The following is an 18,239-nucleotide window of genomic DNA, read 5'->3' on the forward strand; positions in this document are numbered from 1 at the left end:
TTTCTTGAAAAACGGTATCTTTCACTGTACGTCCTTGACCTAAATGGGGATTTAGGGCGCTATCTTAGCGCTTTATCAAGGACGCTCAACTATTTCTTCTTTTACCGGACAGTAGTGCGCCTGCGCGGGCATGACAGGCTTTTTTAAGGAAGTCTAAGGGGATTACAGCAGGGTTTCATAGAAAGATGAAGTTAATACAAAGAAGGGCTTATGGGTTTCGTAACTTTGAAAATTACAGAACTCGTGTTAGGGTGCAGTGCTGTTAAATCTGAGTGCTCCGTAATTGAGAAAGCCCCAAAAATTATAGGTTAAGGGTTAAAGTTTTGTGTTCTTGATTAGTGCCCCAGGATTTGGGGAAGAGCCGAAATCAGTCTATGTTTATATGGCGTCCCGAACAGGATTCGAACCTGTGACCTGCCCCTTAGGAGGCGCGTGCATATTTGTCCTAATAAATCCATTATTATCCAAAAATACCCTAAATACAATAAGCTATCATTATTGCTTTGTCCAATTGAATCCAATAGAATTCACCTAAAATCAGAAAATTGGTTATCCCTGTGGTTAACCCGTTAATGAGAGTTTATTTTGAAGAACAAATTAAAAAAATACGAAGTTGATAACGCTGAACCGAGAAGTAAAGAATATAATCTCTCAGATGGTGATGGTCTTTTTTTGCGGGTTAGGCCAAGTGGAGCAAAGAGCTGGATATATTTTTTTCGTTTAGGTGATGATCGACGTTTGCATCGAATGACGTTGGGCTCTCTGAATGATCTTTCAATGAAGGAAGCACGTAAGGAATTGGCAAACGTTCGTGCATTGGTGCGTAAAGGTATTGATCCACGAACTGCCCGTGCAGCTGAAAAAGCAGAAAATACAGAGGCTATAACAATGCAAACATTATTTGATAATTGGATTGCATATGTTAAAGCAACTGAGCAAATGACCGACCTTTGGGCAAAACGTCATGAGGAACGTTGGTCTCTCCATCTTAAAAAAAATCTTGGTAATTTATTAGTGAAAGATGTTAACAGATTTCACTTAACTGTTGTTTTAGAAAAAATGTCTCTTAGTGGTATTAAAGAGGAAACTCGTAAAGCACTTACAACACTCAATTTAATGCTTGATTATGGTTTGAAACATCGGCATGTAATAGAAAATTCGGCCCGCTTACTAAAACCAAAAGATTTTAATGTCTCAGCTAACGATCCTCGAGATAGAGCTCTATCATTGGATGAACTCAATAAGCTATGGAGTGTCCTAGATGCCGCAACCTCACTGCAAAATGAAAGAGTTTCTATCAAAACAACAATAATTACAGCTAGCGCTCTTAAATTATTAATTTTAACTGGAGCACGTAGAGCAGAAGTAGCAAAAATGTCTTGGAAAGAGCTAAATTTGAACAATGGTATTTGGTCACTACCCAAAGAGCGCACAAAAAATGGCCGTGCCCATGTGATTTACCTGTCTGATCTGGCAGTTAAGATCATTAAAAGTCTCCAACCACTTACTGGACAATCACCTTACGTCTTTAATACTGGTCGCAATGCAGAAAAAAGCCATATTAGAGAGGATACTTTGACACGTTATATAGCTCGATTAAGGCAAGCTCCCAAAAATAAGAGTAAAGCACAACCTAATGAAGATTTTTATTTGAGTGATATTGAAGCATTTACTGTACATGACATCAGACGCTCAGCAGCGACAGCCTGGGCTGAGCATTTAAAGACTCCACCACATGTGGTTGAAAAAATGTTAAACCATCAACCAATAAATAAGCTTGTAGCCACATATCAACGAGCGCTTTATAGCGATGAGCAAAAGAGCACGTGGTTGGCGTGGGGAGTAATGGTAGAGCAGAAAATTGCAAATAATGATAAGAATGATCTTAGTTTAAATAAAGACCAGAAGATGAGCTTAATATGAAAACTCCTCCTGAGGGAAGACAAGAAAAAATTGAATTAATCCAGGAGCTTTTTAAAAAGCTCCCTTTTGATCAATTGATGAAAATGCATGGAAATAATTGGAAATTACTCAAAACAGATGAGTTTTCAAACAAATTAAAAACTCAAACTGATTATGAGTTAGATTGTATTCTAGCTAGAACAGATGAATATAGGCCATATTACAAAGAAAAAGCTGAGAAAGAGCGATTTTTTAATCACCCTGATTGCGATGCTGATTTTGCTTATTGGAGTAAACAAATTGTTTGGAGTATCGATGAGGGAATTGCCTTAATACTGGGCAAAGAGCCAAGAAAAGTTTATTGGGAAAATATTAAAGAATTTACAGATCGTTCTCCTCTAGCAAAAAAATTTGAAGAGATTAGAACAACCGCAAAAGGATATGTAAAGTTTCAACAATTATCTGATCCTGTAGTTCCTTCTGTATTCCTTACATGGGTTCAAAGAATGAATTTTACGGATGTTAATGTTCCCTGCGCACTTATCGAATCTATTGAGTCTTTGGGCATACAGCTTACTGATTGGCAAGAGCTTTATAAAAAAATGGAAAGTAGTCGCGATAAATTAAAGGAGCAATACAGCGAGGCTGTAGCTCTTATTGAGAGTCAAAGCAAATTCATCCAAAGCTTAAAACATGAAATAGATGAGTTGAGTATCTCACCTAATTCTGAAAAAACTTTATTAAAAATAATTGGTTCTCTAGTTGAGACAATGTTTATGAATAGCACAGGAGGAAAGCAAATTTCACCATTTAATAGCCAAGCTGCCTTAATTGAGTTCTTAGAAGATAATTTTCCTAAAGTAAAAGGCATATCAAAATCAACGCTTGAAGATAAATTTGCAAAAGGTAAAAAACTATTGGAAAAAAATAAATAACCCCAGCTGGGGTTTTGAAAAACTAGCCGCTACCCCAGTCGGGGCAAGGGCGCATTGAGGGCGGGTAATCGCCTATTCTATCATGGCTCCTGAATTCATTTGGACAGGAGCAAATTCTAATGTACGAACTACCTCAAACTGGTTTTCTAAGAATCGATCAAATTCTTGGCAGCCCCAAGCACAGTCTTTCTCCATTAATTCCAGTAGGAAAATCTACCTGGTGGGAAGGAGTTAAAACAGGACGATTCCCAAAGCCTATAAAGCTTGGCCCAAAGATCACTGTCTGGCGAGTTGAAGATATTAAACAACTTATAGAACAAGATTTTCCAGAATATAAACCTAGACGGGGAAGATTATGCAAGAAAAAAGACTTGAAATAATTTTTTCCTTGTTTTTGATACGGATTTCAGAAACTAGTCAAAAGTATGGGATGGGGCAGGCTTATATTCAGGGTCAATTAGAAGAAGCATGCCACCAATTAACGCTATATTGCAAAAGGAACAATAAGGATTTGCATCATGGATTTTAATCAAATTATTAATCAATTCCAAGCAGAGTTCTTAGCAAACGGGATTACTCCTCCAGACGAAATCATTGCTGATGGGAAGCTACATCGTTTCCACATTGAAGGAGATAAATTTAGATCTAAAAATGGATGGTATGTACTTTATCTTGATGGTGTGCCGTGTGGAGTATTTGGGAGTTGGAAAACGGGAATTTATTTTAAATGGAGTGCTAAAAATCAAAACCGCATGACAAAAGATGAACTCCATAATCAAATGAAGCGCATAAAAGAAGCCAGTAAAATGCGTAATGCTATGAAAGACAAAGAACAACAGGAAGCGGCTTGTCTAGCCGAGAACCTCTGGGAAGGTTATCCAAAAGCAAATCCGCATCATCCATACCTGAAAAAGAAACACATATCGCCATGCTATGCCCGTCAATTTTACCAAGAAATAGTTTTACCTGTGATTGATTTTGATGGAAAAATATGGAGTTTGCAGTATATCAACGAACTTGGTGAAAAAAGGTTTTTGCTAAATGGGGCAATTAAAGAACATTTTATGCCTGTTCAGCACCAACCACATCATAATCAAAAAATACTAATTTGTGAGGGATTTGCTACAGGAGCAACCTTGGCTGAAAAGTATCCTACATATTGTGTGATCGCGGCTTGTAGTGCAGGAAATTTAAAACCAGTTGCCCTCCATATTCGTAAAAATATTCCTTGTGCAGAAATTACTATTTGCGCTGATGATGACAGGATGAGATCCGATAATCCTGGGGTAATAAAAGGGCGTGAGGCAGCAATTGCATCAGGAGCATTATTTTGCAAACCCAAATGGCCCGAAGCTTCACCAGAGTCATTAAAAGATTTTAATGACCTGTATTGTTGGCTAGCTGATGAAGAGGTGCACCATGCCTAACATAGATTTAGAAATTTATGAGGGAACAGAGGGAACCGAGAGAACCATTAGTGATGACGTGCTATTTGATGGTTCCTCTAAAGAGATACATGAGGGAACCATCGCAACTAATGATTTAAAATTGGAGATAATTTCACCTAATCAAGTACCGCCTGAAATACTTACGGAACCTGAAATTAAACGTCCTGGTTTTATGGTCTATGATGATTGGTTTTCAATTGACGGTCAATCTAAACAGCCAGGTTTGTATTGGCATGGGTTTACAGGGGGCCAAGATCCTAAACCAATCGATATTTGGGTGTGTTCACCTATTCATGCAAAAGCAATTACAGCAGATGAGCGAGATGAATCATTTGGTCTATTGTTACGATTTATCCAACCATTTGGTGGGTGGCGTGAATGGTCAATGCCCATGCATCTTCTTAAGGGGAATGGTGATGAAATGCGTGGTGAATTATTAGATTTAGGGGTAAGAATAAACCTTGATGCTAAAAAGCATTTAAATAGCTGGTTAATGTATCAAAAACCACAATGTAGAACAATAGCCGCAACACGTACTGGATGGCACTCCAATGGGAGCGCTTTTGTAATGCCTAATAAAACAATTGGTGATGATAATGTGCGCTTTCAATCAGAATATGCAGCCCATGATGATTTTATTCAGCAAGGTGATATTCAAAAATGGCGTGAACAAATTACTACACGTTGCAGTGGGAACCCAATTTTATTGTTATCAATGTCTGCAGCTTTTGCCGCACCGCTATTATTAAAAGCAAAGCAGCAATCTGCAGGTGGTGGAGGTATTCATTTAATCGGCAAGTCTAGTAATGGTAAAACTACTGCATTACAAGTAGCTGCAAGTGTATGGGGTGGTCCAGGCTATGTACGTGCTTGGCGCGCTACTGCCAATGGTCTAGAAGCTACAGCAGCGGCATTAAATGATAGTCTATTAATTTTAGATGAAATCAGTGAGTGCGACCCCCGTGAAATTGGCTCCATAATTTATGCATTAGCAAATGGACAAGGCAAACAGCGGGCAAAACGTAATGGTGGATCACGCGATTCATTTAGATGGCGAACAATAGTCCTATCTAGCGGAGAGCGTACTTTATCGGCTCACATGCAAGAAGCAGGTCAGCACATTAAGGCAGGTCAAGAAGCAAGACTGCTTAATATCCCTGCAACTGATCGGCTTTATGGAGCTTTTGATAATCTGCATGGAATAACTGATGGGCGTGCTTTTGCTGATTCTATGAAACAATCTACAAGCTTATATTTTGGAGTGGCTGGTCCAGAATTTGTTAAAAAGCTCTTGGAAGATAAGGATAATCTATCAGAGCTATATGCTAGATTTTGTAAATTAAGCGGTTTTTATTCTTCAGATGGTATAGAAAGCCGCGCGGCCTGTTTATTTGCATTAATTGCCCTAGCTGGTGAAAAAGCAACAGAATATGGTTTAACAGGATGGCAAGAAGGGGAAGCATTAGAAGCTGCTATTGAGTTATTTAATACATGGCGTGATTTTCGAGGTCAAGGACAAACAGAAATGCGTCAGATACTTCAAGGGATACGCCATTTCATTGATAGGCATGGAGATAGCCGCTTTTCTGGACTGAATCAAGAAATGACCACATACAAAGGCGATAACATTGATCAAAGACCTGTAGTTAGAGACCGCGCTGGTTATTGGAAAGATACGGATAAAGGGCGCATTTTCTTGTTTAATTCGTCAGCACTGCAAGAAGCAGCAACTGGATTTGATTTAAAAATTATTTTACAGACATTGAATGATGCTCAGTGGATTATAGAAAAAGATCACGGGAAAAATTCTAAGAAAGTGAAAGTTGAAGGGCGTTCTCTTTCATTGTACTGGATTTTAGTCAAAGAGGAGGCTTAATTATGGGCGTCCTTAATTTATTAGACAGTGTGGAATTAATCTCAAGTTCTCCAGTTCTCTCTAATGCAACCACCGAGGGAACTCTAGAAATACAAATGGAACAAACAAGTTCCCTTGGTTTCCCCAGTTCCCTCGAGAATAATCAAGAAGAATATAATTTTGTTGCTGAGGATATCCCATTAACTACGGTTTGCAAATGCGGTTATCGGCGACCATTTTGTGCGTGTGATTTTTATAAATTTCCAGGCTAATTCAAGGAGAATACAATGGCTAGAAAGACCAAGGCTCAAATAATGCTAGACCAAGCTGAAAAGAAAAAAATCGAAGAAAAAAAGAACGCAGCAACTACAGAGCTGTACTTACATTGCCGTGGTCATGCAACTATGGCACTTAGTAAATTACATGGTAGTGGATTTGATGGGGTAGCTGCACTTGAACGATTGTCCAGGAGTGTGGATCGTATCCACAATAATGATACTAATGAAATTGAAGCCATGCTTATGACACAGGCTAAAAGTCTTGAATATCTATTCTATGATGCACTAGGTAAGATACCTAATTCAAATTTGGAACACGCGGAGGTTTTTGCGAGTATTGCCTTAAAGGCTCAATCTGGCTGCAGAAAAACGCTAATGGCATTGGCAGAGCTAAAACACCCCCGTCGGTCAACAACAATAATAAGGCAACAAAATAATGCTATTACTCAGCAAGTAAATAATAATGTAAAATCTGAAGTATGCGAAATTGAAAATAATAAAAATATTGCAAACGAACTGAATGCTAAGGTCGCTCATGAAGCAAAGAACATGGACATTGGAACAACGGTTGCACCAAGCTCAGCGAATACGTCAGCAGAAGCCATGGCTATGCTCGACCGGCCCAAGAACTCCTGAAGGAAAAGCCATGTCTCGGAAAAATAGTTTCAAACATGGAGCTAGATGCAAAGATATTAGAGATATGGCAAATCAAATAGCAGAATTAAACAGAGAATTTAAACAATTAATTTATTAGGCTGATGATGTGCTGTTGAATTAGGTATCGAAAGATTTTGGTATTTTAATTGAGGGATACACTGTGAAAAATATAACTTACTTTTTTACAAACTGAATTATCGCATCACGTTCAAGAGAATTCTTTAACATATCTGCTGTATCTTCTTTCAACTGAATGTTCAATGTAGTTACATACAAATGCTCCATATCAAGCTTTTTTATCCTAATTTTGGGGGCATTAAAAAGTTCGGCAATTAAATCATTTATATGTACGTAGAGCATGCCTGTTAAAAAACTTAAATCTCCAACAGTAGTTTTAGGGGTAACCGAATAAATTTTACACAGGTGATAATCAAAGATATTTTGCCCTTTATGCAATTTAAAAATGTCTATTAATTTTTTCCCAGAACCTTGATCTTTAATAATGCCTGATTGATGTTTTAGCACATTATTTACACACCATACAAAGTGCATTGGTTTTTGAAATCTTATTTTCTGAGTGTTAATGCTTTCTTCGTATCTATCTGGAAGCAATTTTGTATATGTTAAATTTTCAATTTTCTTTATTTTGGGATAGTTATGTTTTAAATTATATGCCCGACCAACCTGGTGGTCTGTTTGATGTGCCTTATGGAACGCAGTTACTATAGCATTACATGAAGATTCTAAATAAGAGGCTAAAAGCATATAGCCCGATATAAAATTTATCTCATCAAGTTCAAGGTAGATAGCTTGAATTGAATTTCTTCGTTGTCTAAAATTATTGTTTAAAATTTTAGTGAGAATATCATTTTCAGAAATAGTGAATAAATATTTTCCATAAAAAATGCAATTTATAGAAAGAAGTGCTGCTCGGATATATTCCTTCACTTGATCAACTAGCTTGCAAATGATGCAATTATCTATTAAATACCATTCATTAAAATAATTTTCAGCCTGCTTTAAATTCTCAAATACAAGCTGGTATTTAACCCCACAAATAGGACAAATTAAATTGGATTTCATGTTATTCCTTTATCGATTTTGCCCATATTTTTTCATATTGGTCTTCTGTTAAATTATAAAAAACTTTGGCATAAGTTTTATTTTGCTGCTTTAATTTTTTTATAATGCTCGGTTTTAATCCTGGTAAATAAATATGTTGATCCACAAGGAACGATCTAAGTTGGAAATCATATGTTTGAGATATTATTTGATGTTGAGGTTTTGATTGAATTTCCTTTATTTCTTGAAAATCAATTAGAGTGTTAGGATCCTCTATTTTTTCAACCTGCTTATCTAATTGAATAAACATAGGATTACCTAGGTTGGAACAATTATTAAATTTATTGAGAATCTCATCGCTATATAAGGGCTGATATATGTGAATAGATGGTTTATAGAAGGGCATTCTAAGTATAGGATGCTTATAATTCTCATCTCTTTTAAAACCAGAAATTGCAAATTCCGCCAAATCGGTTTTAATTATTTTAGGGTAAGGAAAGCCACATCTTTTAGCGCACATAAAATCCCAAGACATATTCAGGATATAAATATCATTTATTCGGATTGAGAAACATGATGGTTTGAATTGAAATGTTAGCGTCTCGGCCCCCCAAATATTCATACCCTGATTTTGGCTATTGAAAGGATAAATTGCTAACATCCTATCTTTTATGCCAATTCGATTATTTATATAAAATTTGGGGAAAATTTGGAGCGGATTTTTATGTAAATATTGATAGGCTAACCATAAACCAATTCTAACTTTATCGAGCCAATCTAAAAAAATATCAAACTCCCTAATAGAAATAGGTTGCCTTAATAAAATCTTATTTGTAATTTTGTGTGCGTCACCCTCCAGAGTGGCACTATTATTATTACATTTATCACAAGATGGAAATTTAAAATTACTCCAATCAAATCTCGGTGTTTTTAACGTTAGAGGATTTTGTCCGAAATTTACTACTCTATTGGGATTACCTGTGAGAGAAATTAACCAACGTGGCAATACATGCTCACTAGTTTTATTTCTTGGATTTTCTCCGCAAAATATGCAGAATTTCTCCATCATTATGGTTATCCTTGCCATTTATAAAGTTTAAGCAGTATGGTTATTAATGCCTTCTATTAAGAATAGCTCAAATTAAACTCTCTCTTTAAATGTATGAAGGAAGTTTGCTAGTAGCCAATTATTACTAGCAAAAGATCCTGCAAAAATCTTCATAAATTATCACTCAAGCTTTATTTTAAACCATCTACAGAATTAGACGAGAAGTGTCAGTATGCCCAAACTTACATTGCCGGAACTTTATCTTTAAGACATATAAATAATATAAAAAAAATATTGGACTATTGTTAAGTTACGCGGAAAGGGTTTTTAATGCTTTATACAATTTATCAATATTAGCAAAATAAGTTTTATCATGTTTTTGGCGTTGCTCTTTATAGGATTGAAATATAGCATAAAGAAAAAGTATATTGTGGCCGGAAGTATTTTGTATGTCACTTAGTTCAAGGTCCCCTCGATCATAGAAGTAGCTGATTGTCTCTAAATAATCGATTAAGTTCAGAAGATATATAAAATTACTGCCATCCTCCCCGTCTTTTCGGCTTAACTCAAGAATGTTTTTTGAGGTTTGGCAAAGAGAGCAGTTATAATCACTGAACGTAGTGCTTTCGGGATTCCTATAATTTTTGACAAAATAGGCATGTATAATCTGCCTAGCTTTTATTACTTCTGCGCTCCCCCATCGGTTTGAAATAAATAATAAAAACTCATTACTCGATAACTTATTTGCTCTATTAAATTCAAAATAGGCTATACCAGCAAGTAAAGCAGTGGCTATAAAAACAAACCAATTAATTTCTTCGGCTCTAGATTTAGTAAGAAAATCAAAATCATAGGTTAAAAAAAATGCTATCCCACACAAAAATAAAACAAAGATTATTAGTTTGATGAGGTGTCCATAACGTCCCATTCTCTATCCCTCAGAATACGCTTGTATTTTTAATTATAGATATAAAATGGGATTTGGATCATATTTGAGAAGCTATCTTTCTTCAGGTTTCTTCATGATTAAATTTATTTCAGACTCGTTGAATTGCATCTCGGTTTTCATATAGCTTTTAGCTTTGTCGGGATCTTTTTCAAGGAGTGGAATTGCCATCATTAGGTTATTGGGGGCAATGTTTTTTTCTGTGGCTATTGCTATTAAATTAGAGAGGTTTATATCTGGCATTTTCATACTAATCACGCTAACTAGAATATCTAATTTTCTTTCTAGTTGATTTGACTGCTGAACTTGCTTGCTAACAGTATTTTCTAATCTAACGAACTCGTATGAAAGAATCGCAATAAGTATCGTTGCAGCTCCTACACCAAATTGCTTCCATGTAATCATAGTAGTTCCATTATTTCAATTCTCATTGGGTTTAAGGGATAGTATTTTTTTGGTGTTATCCCCGTGGTTATCCCTATAACAAAAAGAATCTTACCGCTGTAAACATTAAATACGTAACCCATTGATTTTATTGGCGTCCCGGGCAGGATTCGAACCTGCGACCTGCCCCTTAGGAGGGGGCCGCGCTATCCAGCTGCGCCACCGGGACTAACATTCGCAAGTCTACCTTTATCATAAATAAATGACAACGGGATTCATGTGGTTCTTTATTAAAATTATAGTTTTTAACCAGTTCAGGAGTCTTATGGAAAGACCTTCCTCAGATTAAGTGGGGTGATGTAAACCGTTTTGAAAGTGTCTTTTTGCCGTGAATTCTGGCACTTGACTTGATCTTTTAAACTACGGTACCTTCGATTGCTTCTCCACAGAAGGGCTGGTTGGGAGTTACGGGATTGTTCAATATGAAAAGGATGTTTCTATGAGGGTTATCAATAAAATTTATGGTGAAAAGAGCATTCGATGTACAGATAAAAGGAGCCTTGTCTCGGAGGATAATCACCGCTTAATGGGTTCTTTGACCCATTCTTTAACTTGTCTGGAGGAGGTCGCTCCCGCATCAGGCTCTTTGTCAAAAGATTCTATATCGCTTAAAAATGCCTATGGTTTTTGTTTTAATAATTTTTTTCAATCTAACTTAATTCAAACCGCTGCTGGTTCGTTAACCGTTATTTTTGCTGTACGTCATGACATTCATCATCAATCTCTCTCAAATCAGCTGAAGAGTTACTTACCCGGTATTCATTCTTTGATAGATCCCGCAGAGTTTCCTGTTTCTTCTTATTTTAAGATCAAATTAACTGCTTATGATTCAAGATTATTTTTGCACATGGAGTGTTGCGCGTTTGTTGATTTATATCATTACGATTTAATTAACCTCTTGGATTTATTGAATGATCATAAAAATGGTGAAGGATCCTCTGATGCTCAAGATAAAAAACCTGTTGAAATAATCGAGCAGATTGTTGTGCCAAATACGATGCATTCTGCAGTGAAAGTCAGGCACATTAAAACAGATAAGGGTATTTTTATTACCCCCTTGCTCAATACAATTCAGTCTTATGCTCTGAATTGTTTAAATCGATTTGAAGAGTTGAGTATAAACAGAGAGGCAGAGGCTTTTCAAACTGCACGAGATTTGGGTGTGATTCTGAAACGAATAGAAAAAAATTATTTATCTGTTACTTTTGATGAGTATGAAATGGCATTAACTCTGCTCAAAACTTTGGAAGGTAATGAAACCTATCAAATGGATCCTCATATTTGGCTTTCTATGACTAAAATTAGAGATGCATTGGAACGTTTAAAGGACAAAGCTTTATTTGTAGATAAAGGCATGGAAGTAAGTCAACATCAATTGGATATTTTGATGCAGGAACTTAAACTTCATGAGGGTGTTAAACCGAAATCCGATATTTGGTTTCCATTGGGTACAGTAGATAATTTAATTCAACAGTTAGAGGTTTTTTATCCAGATTACACAGTAAGTTCAACTTCATTGGTTATATAATATTTTGAAACGACCCTTTTAAATTTTTTTGAATTAAATCAATGAAGGAATTGAGAGTTTAGAAAAAAAATAGAATAAAGTGCGACTAGCTTCTATTATAAAATGGATGTTCATGAGTACATACTGATACACGATTTAAAAAGACTGATACCGGGTTGCATGTCATTATGAATAAGGACGGATAGGATGAAATACTTTAAATTTGTAGTTACATCTCTCATTGTCTGGTTTTTTTTAACCAGTACAACATTTGCATCGGATTATGCTAACAGCCTGGTAGGTGCACAGGGTTATGATTTGGTCTAAAGACATTAATGGCTATATTAAAAAGGCAAATGATGAATGGCCCAAAATAATGAATAAAGACCCTGAAGCCCTTTAAAATTTAGGATTCAATCCCGCTATGAAGTAATTTATGGCGGGATTGATAACTATTACATTCCTGTATAGTTGGGTCCGCCTCCACCCTCAGGCGCATGCCAGATAATGTTTTGACGAGGATCTTTTATATCACAGGTCTTACAGTGAATGCAGTTTTGAGCATTAATTTGTAATCTTGGTCCTTGCTCTTCTTCTACTATTTCGTACACAGCAGCAGGGCAGTAGCGACTTTCCGGAGAGGCATAGGTTTTCAGATTTACATCAATTGCCAGTTTTGGCTGCTTTAATTTGAGATGGCAAGGTTGATTTTCTTCATGATAGGTATTGGATAAAAATACAGAGGAAAGCTTGTCAAAAGTTAGTTTGCCATCGGGTTTAGGGTAATTAATTTTTTTAGCTTTTTCTGCAGAAATCAAGCAGTTATGATCTGCGTGATTGGATAAAGTCCACGGAGAATGGCCTCGGGTAATATAAGTTTCGAAAGCCGCATTAATTAAACCAGGGATAAGACCAAATTTAAATCCCGGTCTAATGTTACGCACGGAATAGAGTTCTTTGGCTAGCCATGATTTTTTTATTTTTTCAGGGTAGGTGCTTAACTCATACTGATTTGATGTGTCCTGAATTAACGCCTCAAAACAGGCCTGAGCAGCGAGCATGCCTGATTGCATCGCGGTATGAATTCCTTTGATTTTCGGAACATTGAGAAAACCGGCAGCATCACCAATCAATGCCCCGCCAGGAAAGACAAGCTTGGGTAGAGATTGCCATCCTCCCTCATTGAGGGCTCGTGCCCCATAGCCAATTCGTTCTCCTCCTTCTAATACAGAGCGGATTATTGGATGTGTTTTAAATCGCTGCAATTCTGCAAATGGATTTAACCATGGATTTTTGTAATCCAAACCAACAACAAACCCAATGGCAACACGTTGTTTGGATAGATGATAAATAAAAGAGCCTCCATAGGTCGCGTGATCCATGGGCCAGCCTACAGTATGAATTACTTTGCCGGGTTCATGGCGTGAAGCATCTACTTGCCATAACTCTTTTATTCCTATTCCATAGGTTTGTGGTTGTGCATGGTCTCTTAGATGAAATCGACTCATCAAATACTGACTGAGCTGTCCACGACACCCTTCAGCAAACAGTGTTTGTTTTGCCAATAAGTGCATTCCAGGTTGAAAATTATTGGTCTCTTTACCTTCTTTATCAATACCAACATTCCCTGTTGAAATGCCGATAACCTGGTTTTTATCATTGAATAAGACTTCGGCTGCAGCAAATCCAGGGTAAATCTCACAGCCCAGGCTTTCTGCCTGTTCTGCGAGAAATAGACACAGTTCACCGAGGCTGATGATGTAATTTCCCTGATTGTGCATAGGCTTGGGAGTGGGTAATTTATAGGATTTTTTTTCAGTCAGAAAATAGAATTGATCCTGTGTTACCTGAGTATCAAGAGGAGCGTTCTGCCATGTATCTGGAAGTAATTCTTTTAAGCTTATTGGCTCTAATACCGCTCCGGAAAGAATATGAGCTCCAATTTGAGCTCCTTTCTCTAATATACACACAGACAGCTCTTTTTGAGAGGCCTGAGCTAATTGTTTTAATTTTATAGCAGCGGACAAACCGGCTGGTCCAGCCCCCACTATAATGACATCAAATTCCATTGTTTCGTGTTCCACACGATCTCCTGCTTCAAAAAGATAAAATCATCGCTTTTATGCGTCATAAGATCAAGATTAAATTAAATAATATAACCATGTCGAATAAGATTCATTGACCGACGAAGCAATTGCATTAGCATTAATATATTTCAGGAGCACGCCATTTGAGAGAATTCCATATTTTGGGTTGCTATTTTTGTCTATACTTTGAGTAATTTATTTCACTCATATATCGGCTAAATTGGTCTGATTGTTAAATAAATAGGTTAACCTTGTTAAGGTTAGTTGATGCGATTAGCGGGTGTACTTAATGAATAATGATAATAAAAATACAGAAGAGTTACCAAAAAAACTAGGCCGGTTTTTTTTATATTTTATTAAAAAACAACGTTTGGCATTTACTGTTTTTTTTCTGGCTCCCATTACGATGGTTTTGGAAAATAATGCCATTCCTTATTCATTGAAGATGATAGTTGATGCATTAGGATCTCATTCACCTGGTCAGAATATTTTTTTAGCAGTTGCTCCTGCGTTATGGGTAGGTGGAGGAGCCTGGATTACTTTACTGATTATTTTGCGATTGCAAAACTGGTGGCAAGGTTATGTAATTCCAAGATTTCAGGCTGATGTGCGAATGTCAGTATTCGGTTATTTAAGTAAGCAATCGTATCATTATTTTTCCAATCAAATGGCCGGAAGTCTGGCGAATAAAATTAATGACTTGCCGCGTGCTTTAGATTCGATTTTTATGATCATTACCTGGTATGGAATTGCAGCGTTTTCATCAATAATCGTTGCTTTGATTCTGATGTGCACCATTAATTATTGGTTCGCCGTAGTCTTGCTGACCTGGATAGTTCTCCAGTTATTAATCAGCTTTAAATTATCAAAAAAAGTTGATCGATATTCTATTGAGAATGCTGAGGATAAAAGTGAATTAAGTGGGAAAATTGTTGACAGCCTCAGCAATGCTAATGCCGTTAAGTTATTTGCCCGTTCCAGAGATGAAATGGCCTATGTTAAGTTAAGCCAGGATAAGGAAGAACAAAGCAACAAAAAGCTGACGATTTATATGAACATATTTCGTCTGTATCTGGACATCCCGGTTACTATCATGTTGGTCATCATGGTTACTCTGCTCTTGGTTTTCTGGGAAAGAGGATTAATTACTACGGGTGATCTGGTCTTTATTTTCAATGTCTCTTTTGCCATCATGACTCAAATTTGGTACTTGTGCCATGCAATGGCTGATCTCTACCGGGAAATAGGAATCGCACGTCAAGCGATTGCTCTGCTTAGTGCGCCTATTGATATTTTGGATGATTCTGGTGCAAAACCTCTGGTTGTTACAGAAGGAACAATTGAGTTTGACCATGTTACATTTCATTACAACAAGGGAAAGAGAGTATTTGAAAATAAATCGGTTATTATAGAGCCGAATCAGCGCGTAGGGCTGGTTGGATTTTCCGGTAGTGGTAAAACAACGTTCATCCATTTAATTTTACGTTTTTTTAATGTTGAGTCAGGTCGCATACTTATTGACGGACAGGATATCAGCAAAGTGACTCAAGATTCTCTTCGATCAGCGATCAGTATGATTCCTCAGGATACCACTTTATTTCATCGAACCTTAATGGAAAACATTCGCTATGGAAAGCCTGACGCTACTGATGAGGAAGTCATTCTCGCATCGAAGAAAGCGTGTTGCGATGATTTTATTTCTTTATTACCTGAAGGGTACAACACTTTGGTCGGGGAACGAGGTATTAAACTCTCGGGAGGACAACGACAACGCATAGCGATTGCCCGTGCAATTTTAAAAAATGCGAAATTAGTGATACTGGATGAAGCAACTTCTCAACTTGATTCATTAACCGAAGAGGCGATACAAAATTCACTATGGCATTTGATGGAGAATAAAACCACAATTGTGATCGCTCATCGCTTATCGACCTTGTTGCATATGGATAGAATCCTTGTGTTTGAACAAGGAAAAATAGTTGAGGATGGAACGCATGATGAATTAGTTGCTAAAAATGGGCTGTACAAGTTAATGTGGGATGCTCAGGTAGGTGGCTTCCTGCCTGAATCAGATAAAGAGAGAGACAATTGGGATGAGTGAAGCGAATAGGGAGTACATCAATCATTTTAATCAGGGATCCGAGCATTATTTACTTTGCCGCCCGGACTATCCTCCAGTGTTGTTTGATTACCTGGCACAGTGGGTTGATCCGAGTGGGACTGTTTGGGATTGTGGTACTGGAAATGGTCAGGCGGCTGTTGTTCTGGCAGAACGTTTTTCACACGTTATTGCTACGGATATTAATCAGGCTCAGCTTGATGTCGCGGCACAGCGTGATAACATCAAGTATCTCTGCACACCAGCTGAAAAAACTCCGATTCATTCCGGCTCTATCAGTTTGATTACCGTTGCGCAGGCTTTGCATTGGTTTAATTTTTCTTTGTTTTATAAAGAAGTAAGGCGAGTCAGCAGCCCCAAGGGTATCATCGCAGCCTGGTGTTATAGTTTAGGCTCCTTGAATGATGATACGTTAAATAGCCTCATTAAAAAACTCTATTATGATGTTTTGGGTAATGTATATTGGCCTAAAGAACGGTTTTATATTGAAGAGAACTATCAGACTATTCCTTTTCCGTTTATTAAAATTGAAACACCTGAATTGAGCATGAAAAAGAGGGTCAACTTTAATCAATTGATTGGATATTTGTCTACATGGTCTGCAGTGAAGGAATATCAAAAACGTCAGGGTTCAAACCCGCTTGATTTAATCGTTGATGAATTAAAATCCGGCTGGGGAAATATTGAGCTGGAGCGAGAAATCATTTGGCCGTTGCACTGTCTGATAGGAAGAGTTCATGGTTAATTTATCATGTGGACTTATGGCAAAGTGCTATGCTTATAACAGGCAATAGTGCTTGAGGTGTGCTAAGGAGAGCAAAGCATATCCCCGGTGCATTAATAATTCAGAAGCAGGAGCATATGATGTTTGCTCGAATTGGTTTATTGGCTATGGTGTTGAATCTTTCTTTAATGACTAGTGCGATGGCAATGCGCTGTGGTGATAAATTAGTGTATGAAGGGGACAGTCAATATAACGTACTGATTAAATGCGGTGAGCCACTGTACAAGCAGGTTTATGAACAGTCTGTACCAATCTATAATCAGTACGGATATCAGGTTGGCGTGGGAACAAGTACCATCGAAACGTGGATATATCAAAAATCACCGGCTGAATTTCAATACGAATTAATATTTAATTCTGGTGTATTACAAACTATTAACGCCAATAGAAATCCGTGACAATAACATTAAAAAGTAGGCAGGGAATGATGATGAATATTTTATTGGGTTGTTTATTAATGGGGTTTTCAATTTTAGCGAATGCATCCCAAGATTTGACTTTGAATGTGGCGAATAACGTAACCAGCTTTGTAGTTACTTTGGCGGCAAATCCAACAACAGGTTATCAATGGTCTGTGGATCAATATGATAAAGATTTATTGACTCTGACGAGCTCTCAGTATCAGCGGCCTAAAACAAATCTGATTGGAGCTGGAGGGGAAATGAAGTTCACTTTTTCTGTAAATAAAGGTAAAACATACCCTAAATCAACAAAAATGGTGTTCAGTTACGCTCGATCCTGGGAAAAAGAACCTGTAAAAATACAGGCGGTCGTTGTTAATTTTGTGAATCCCTAGCAATCGTTGATAATTGACTTGTTTAATTAATTGCAAGAGTCTACGTACCGTAGCTTGTCCTTGAATCTTCTTTACATCTTCGAAACCCAGTTCAGCTCTATAGAATGGATTCCGCGGTCGAAGCCGCGGAAATTCGAAGTATAGTCTTTACTCACACCTCAACCGAATTCCCGCGGCATTGACCGCTTTAATTAATTGCAAGAGTCTACGTACCGTAGCTTGTCCTTGAATCTTCTTTGCATCTTCGAAGCCCAGTTCAGCTCTATAGAATGGATTCCGCGGTCGAAGCCGCGGAAATTCGAAGTATAGTCTTTACTCACACCTCAACCGAATTCCCGCGGCATTGACCGCTTTAATTAATTGCAAGAGTC

General features: G+C 37.2%; 16 protein-coding genes, 1 tRNA gene and 1 pseudogene. 12 read left to right on the top strand and 6 right to left on the bottom strand.

Annotation, left to right across the window (positions count from 1 at the left end):
- Positions 1-149 precede the first annotated feature (149 nt).
- From ELY21_RS14950 to ELY21_RS14980, 7 genes and pseudogenes are all read left to right on the top strand, one after another.
- Positions 150-266 (top strand): annotated as a pseudogene (locus ELY21_RS14950) (transposase); the annotation flags it as partial.
- A gap of 319 nt (positions 267-585) precedes the next feature.
- Positions 586-1,923, top strand: coding sequence for a site-specific integrase (locus ELY21_RS14955; protein WP_127110808.1), 1,338 nt, complete (start codon positions 586-588; stop codon positions 1,921-1,923).
- Positions 1,920-2,837, top strand: coding sequence for a hypothetical protein (locus ELY21_RS14960; protein ID WP_127110810.1), 918 nt, complete (start codon positions 1,920-1,922; stop codon positions 2,835-2,837). Before ELY21_RS14955 ends, ELY21_RS14960 begins: the two co-directional genes overlap by 4 nt.
- Positions 2,838-2,956: 119 nt before the next feature.
- Positions 2,957-3,217 carry an AlpA family transcriptional regulator gene (locus tag ELY21_RS14965; RefSeq protein WP_127110812.1) on the top strand — a complete coding sequence of 87 codons (261 nt, stop codon included), beginning with the start codon at positions 2,957-2,959 and terminating at the stop codon, positions 3,215-3,217.
- A gap of 138 nt (positions 3,218-3,355) precedes the next feature.
- Entirely contained in the window at positions 3,356-4,264 is a 909-nt protein-coding gene (locus ELY21_RS14970; RefSeq protein WP_127110815.1) for a toprim domain-containing protein, read from the top strand.
- Positions 4,257-6,161, top strand: a complete 1,905-nt coding sequence (locus ELY21_RS14975; protein ID WP_127110817.1) for a DUF927 domain-containing protein — start codon at positions 4,257-4,259, stop codon at positions 6,159-6,161. Before ELY21_RS14970 ends, ELY21_RS14975 begins: the two co-directional genes overlap by 8 nt.
- A 266-nt stretch (positions 6,162-6,427) precedes the next feature.
- The gene (locus tag ELY21_RS14980; protein WP_127110819.1) at positions 6,428-7,054 is read left to right on the top strand and encodes a hypothetical protein; all 627 of its coding nucleotides are present in this window, start codon (positions 6,428-6,430) and stop codon (positions 7,052-7,054) included.
- Positions 7,055-7,249: 195 nt separating this feature from the next.
- On the opposite strand, the gene ELY21_RS14985 is transcribed toward ELY21_RS14980, so the two are convergent.
- The 5 genes from ELY21_RS14985 to ELY21_RS15005 all read right to left on the bottom strand — a co-directional run bounded on the left by ELY21_RS14985 (position 7,250) and on the right by ELY21_RS15005 (position 10,744).
- Entirely contained in the window at positions 7,250-8,158 is a 909-nt protein-coding gene (locus ELY21_RS14985; RefSeq protein ID WP_127110821.1) for a hypothetical protein, read from the bottom strand.
- A 1-nt stretch (position 8,159) separates the two neighbouring features.
- Complete coding sequence (locus ELY21_RS14990; RefSeq protein ID WP_127110823.1) at positions 8,160-9,206, bottom strand: hypothetical protein; 1,047 nt, start codon at positions 9,204-9,206, stop codon at positions 8,160-8,162.
- A 289-nt stretch (positions 9,207-9,495) separates the two neighbouring features.
- Positions 9,496-10,113: a hypothetical protein gene (locus ELY21_RS14995; protein ID WP_127110825.1), complete on the bottom strand. Its 618-nt coding sequence runs from the start codon at positions 10,111-10,113 to the stop codon at positions 9,496-9,498.
- Between the two features lie 72 nt (positions 10,114-10,185).
- The gene (locus tag ELY21_RS15000) at positions 10,186-10,536 is read right to left on the bottom strand and encodes a hypothetical protein (protein WP_127110827.1); all 351 of its coding nucleotides are present in this window, start codon (positions 10,534-10,536) and stop codon (positions 10,186-10,188) included.
- A gap of 131 nt (positions 10,537-10,667) precedes the next feature.
- A tRNA-Arg gene (locus ELY21_RS15005) sits at positions 10,668-10,744 on the bottom strand.
- Between the two features lie 270 nt (positions 10,745-11,014).
- Between ELY21_RS15005 and ELY21_RS15010 the strand changes: the two genes are divergently transcribed.
- Entirely contained in the window at positions 11,015-12,103 is a 1,089-nt protein-coding gene (locus tag ELY21_RS15010; protein WP_127110829.1) for a hypothetical protein, read from the top strand.
- 434 nt (positions 12,104-12,537) lie between these two features.
- On the opposite strand, the gene ELY21_RS15015 is transcribed toward ELY21_RS15010, so the two are convergent.
- Positions 12,538-14,166, bottom strand: coding sequence for an electron transfer flavoprotein-ubiquinone oxidoreductase (locus ELY21_RS15015; protein WP_127110831.1), 1,629 nt, complete (start codon positions 14,164-14,166; stop codon positions 12,538-12,540).
- Positions 14,167-14,458: 292 nt separating this feature from the next.
- Here ELY21_RS15015 and ELY21_RS15020 point away from each other — a divergent pair, with 292 nt between their 5' ends.
- The 4 genes from ELY21_RS15020 (at position 14,459) to ELY21_RS15035 (ending at position 17,868) form a co-directional block, all read left to right on the top strand.
- Complete coding sequence (locus ELY21_RS15020) at positions 14,459-16,270, top strand: ABC transporter ATP-binding protein (protein ID WP_127110833.1); 1,812 nt, start codon at positions 14,459-14,461, stop codon at positions 16,268-16,270.
- A complete protein-coding gene (locus ELY21_RS15025) occupies positions 16,263-17,033 on the top strand; it encodes a class I SAM-dependent methyltransferase (RefSeq protein WP_127110835.1) in 771 nt (256 codons plus the stop codon). Before ELY21_RS15020 ends, ELY21_RS15025 begins: the two co-directional genes overlap by 8 nt.
- A 116-nt stretch (positions 17,034-17,149) precedes the next feature.
- Positions 17,150-17,470, top strand: coding sequence for a DUF2845 domain-containing protein (locus ELY21_RS15030; protein ID WP_233588737.1), 321 nt, complete (start codon positions 17,150-17,152; stop codon positions 17,468-17,470).
- A gap of 32 nt (positions 17,471-17,502) precedes the next feature.
- Positions 17,503-17,868, top strand: coding sequence for a protease inhibitor I42 family protein (locus ELY21_RS15035; protein WP_127110838.1), 366 nt, complete (start codon positions 17,503-17,505; stop codon positions 17,866-17,868).
- Positions 17,869-18,239 lie beyond the last annotated feature (371 nt).

It is taken from the genome of Legionella sp. km535, from assembly GCF_003990085.1.
GTDB lineage: Bacteria > Pseudomonadota > Gammaproteobacteria > Legionellales > Legionellaceae > Legionella > Legionella moravica.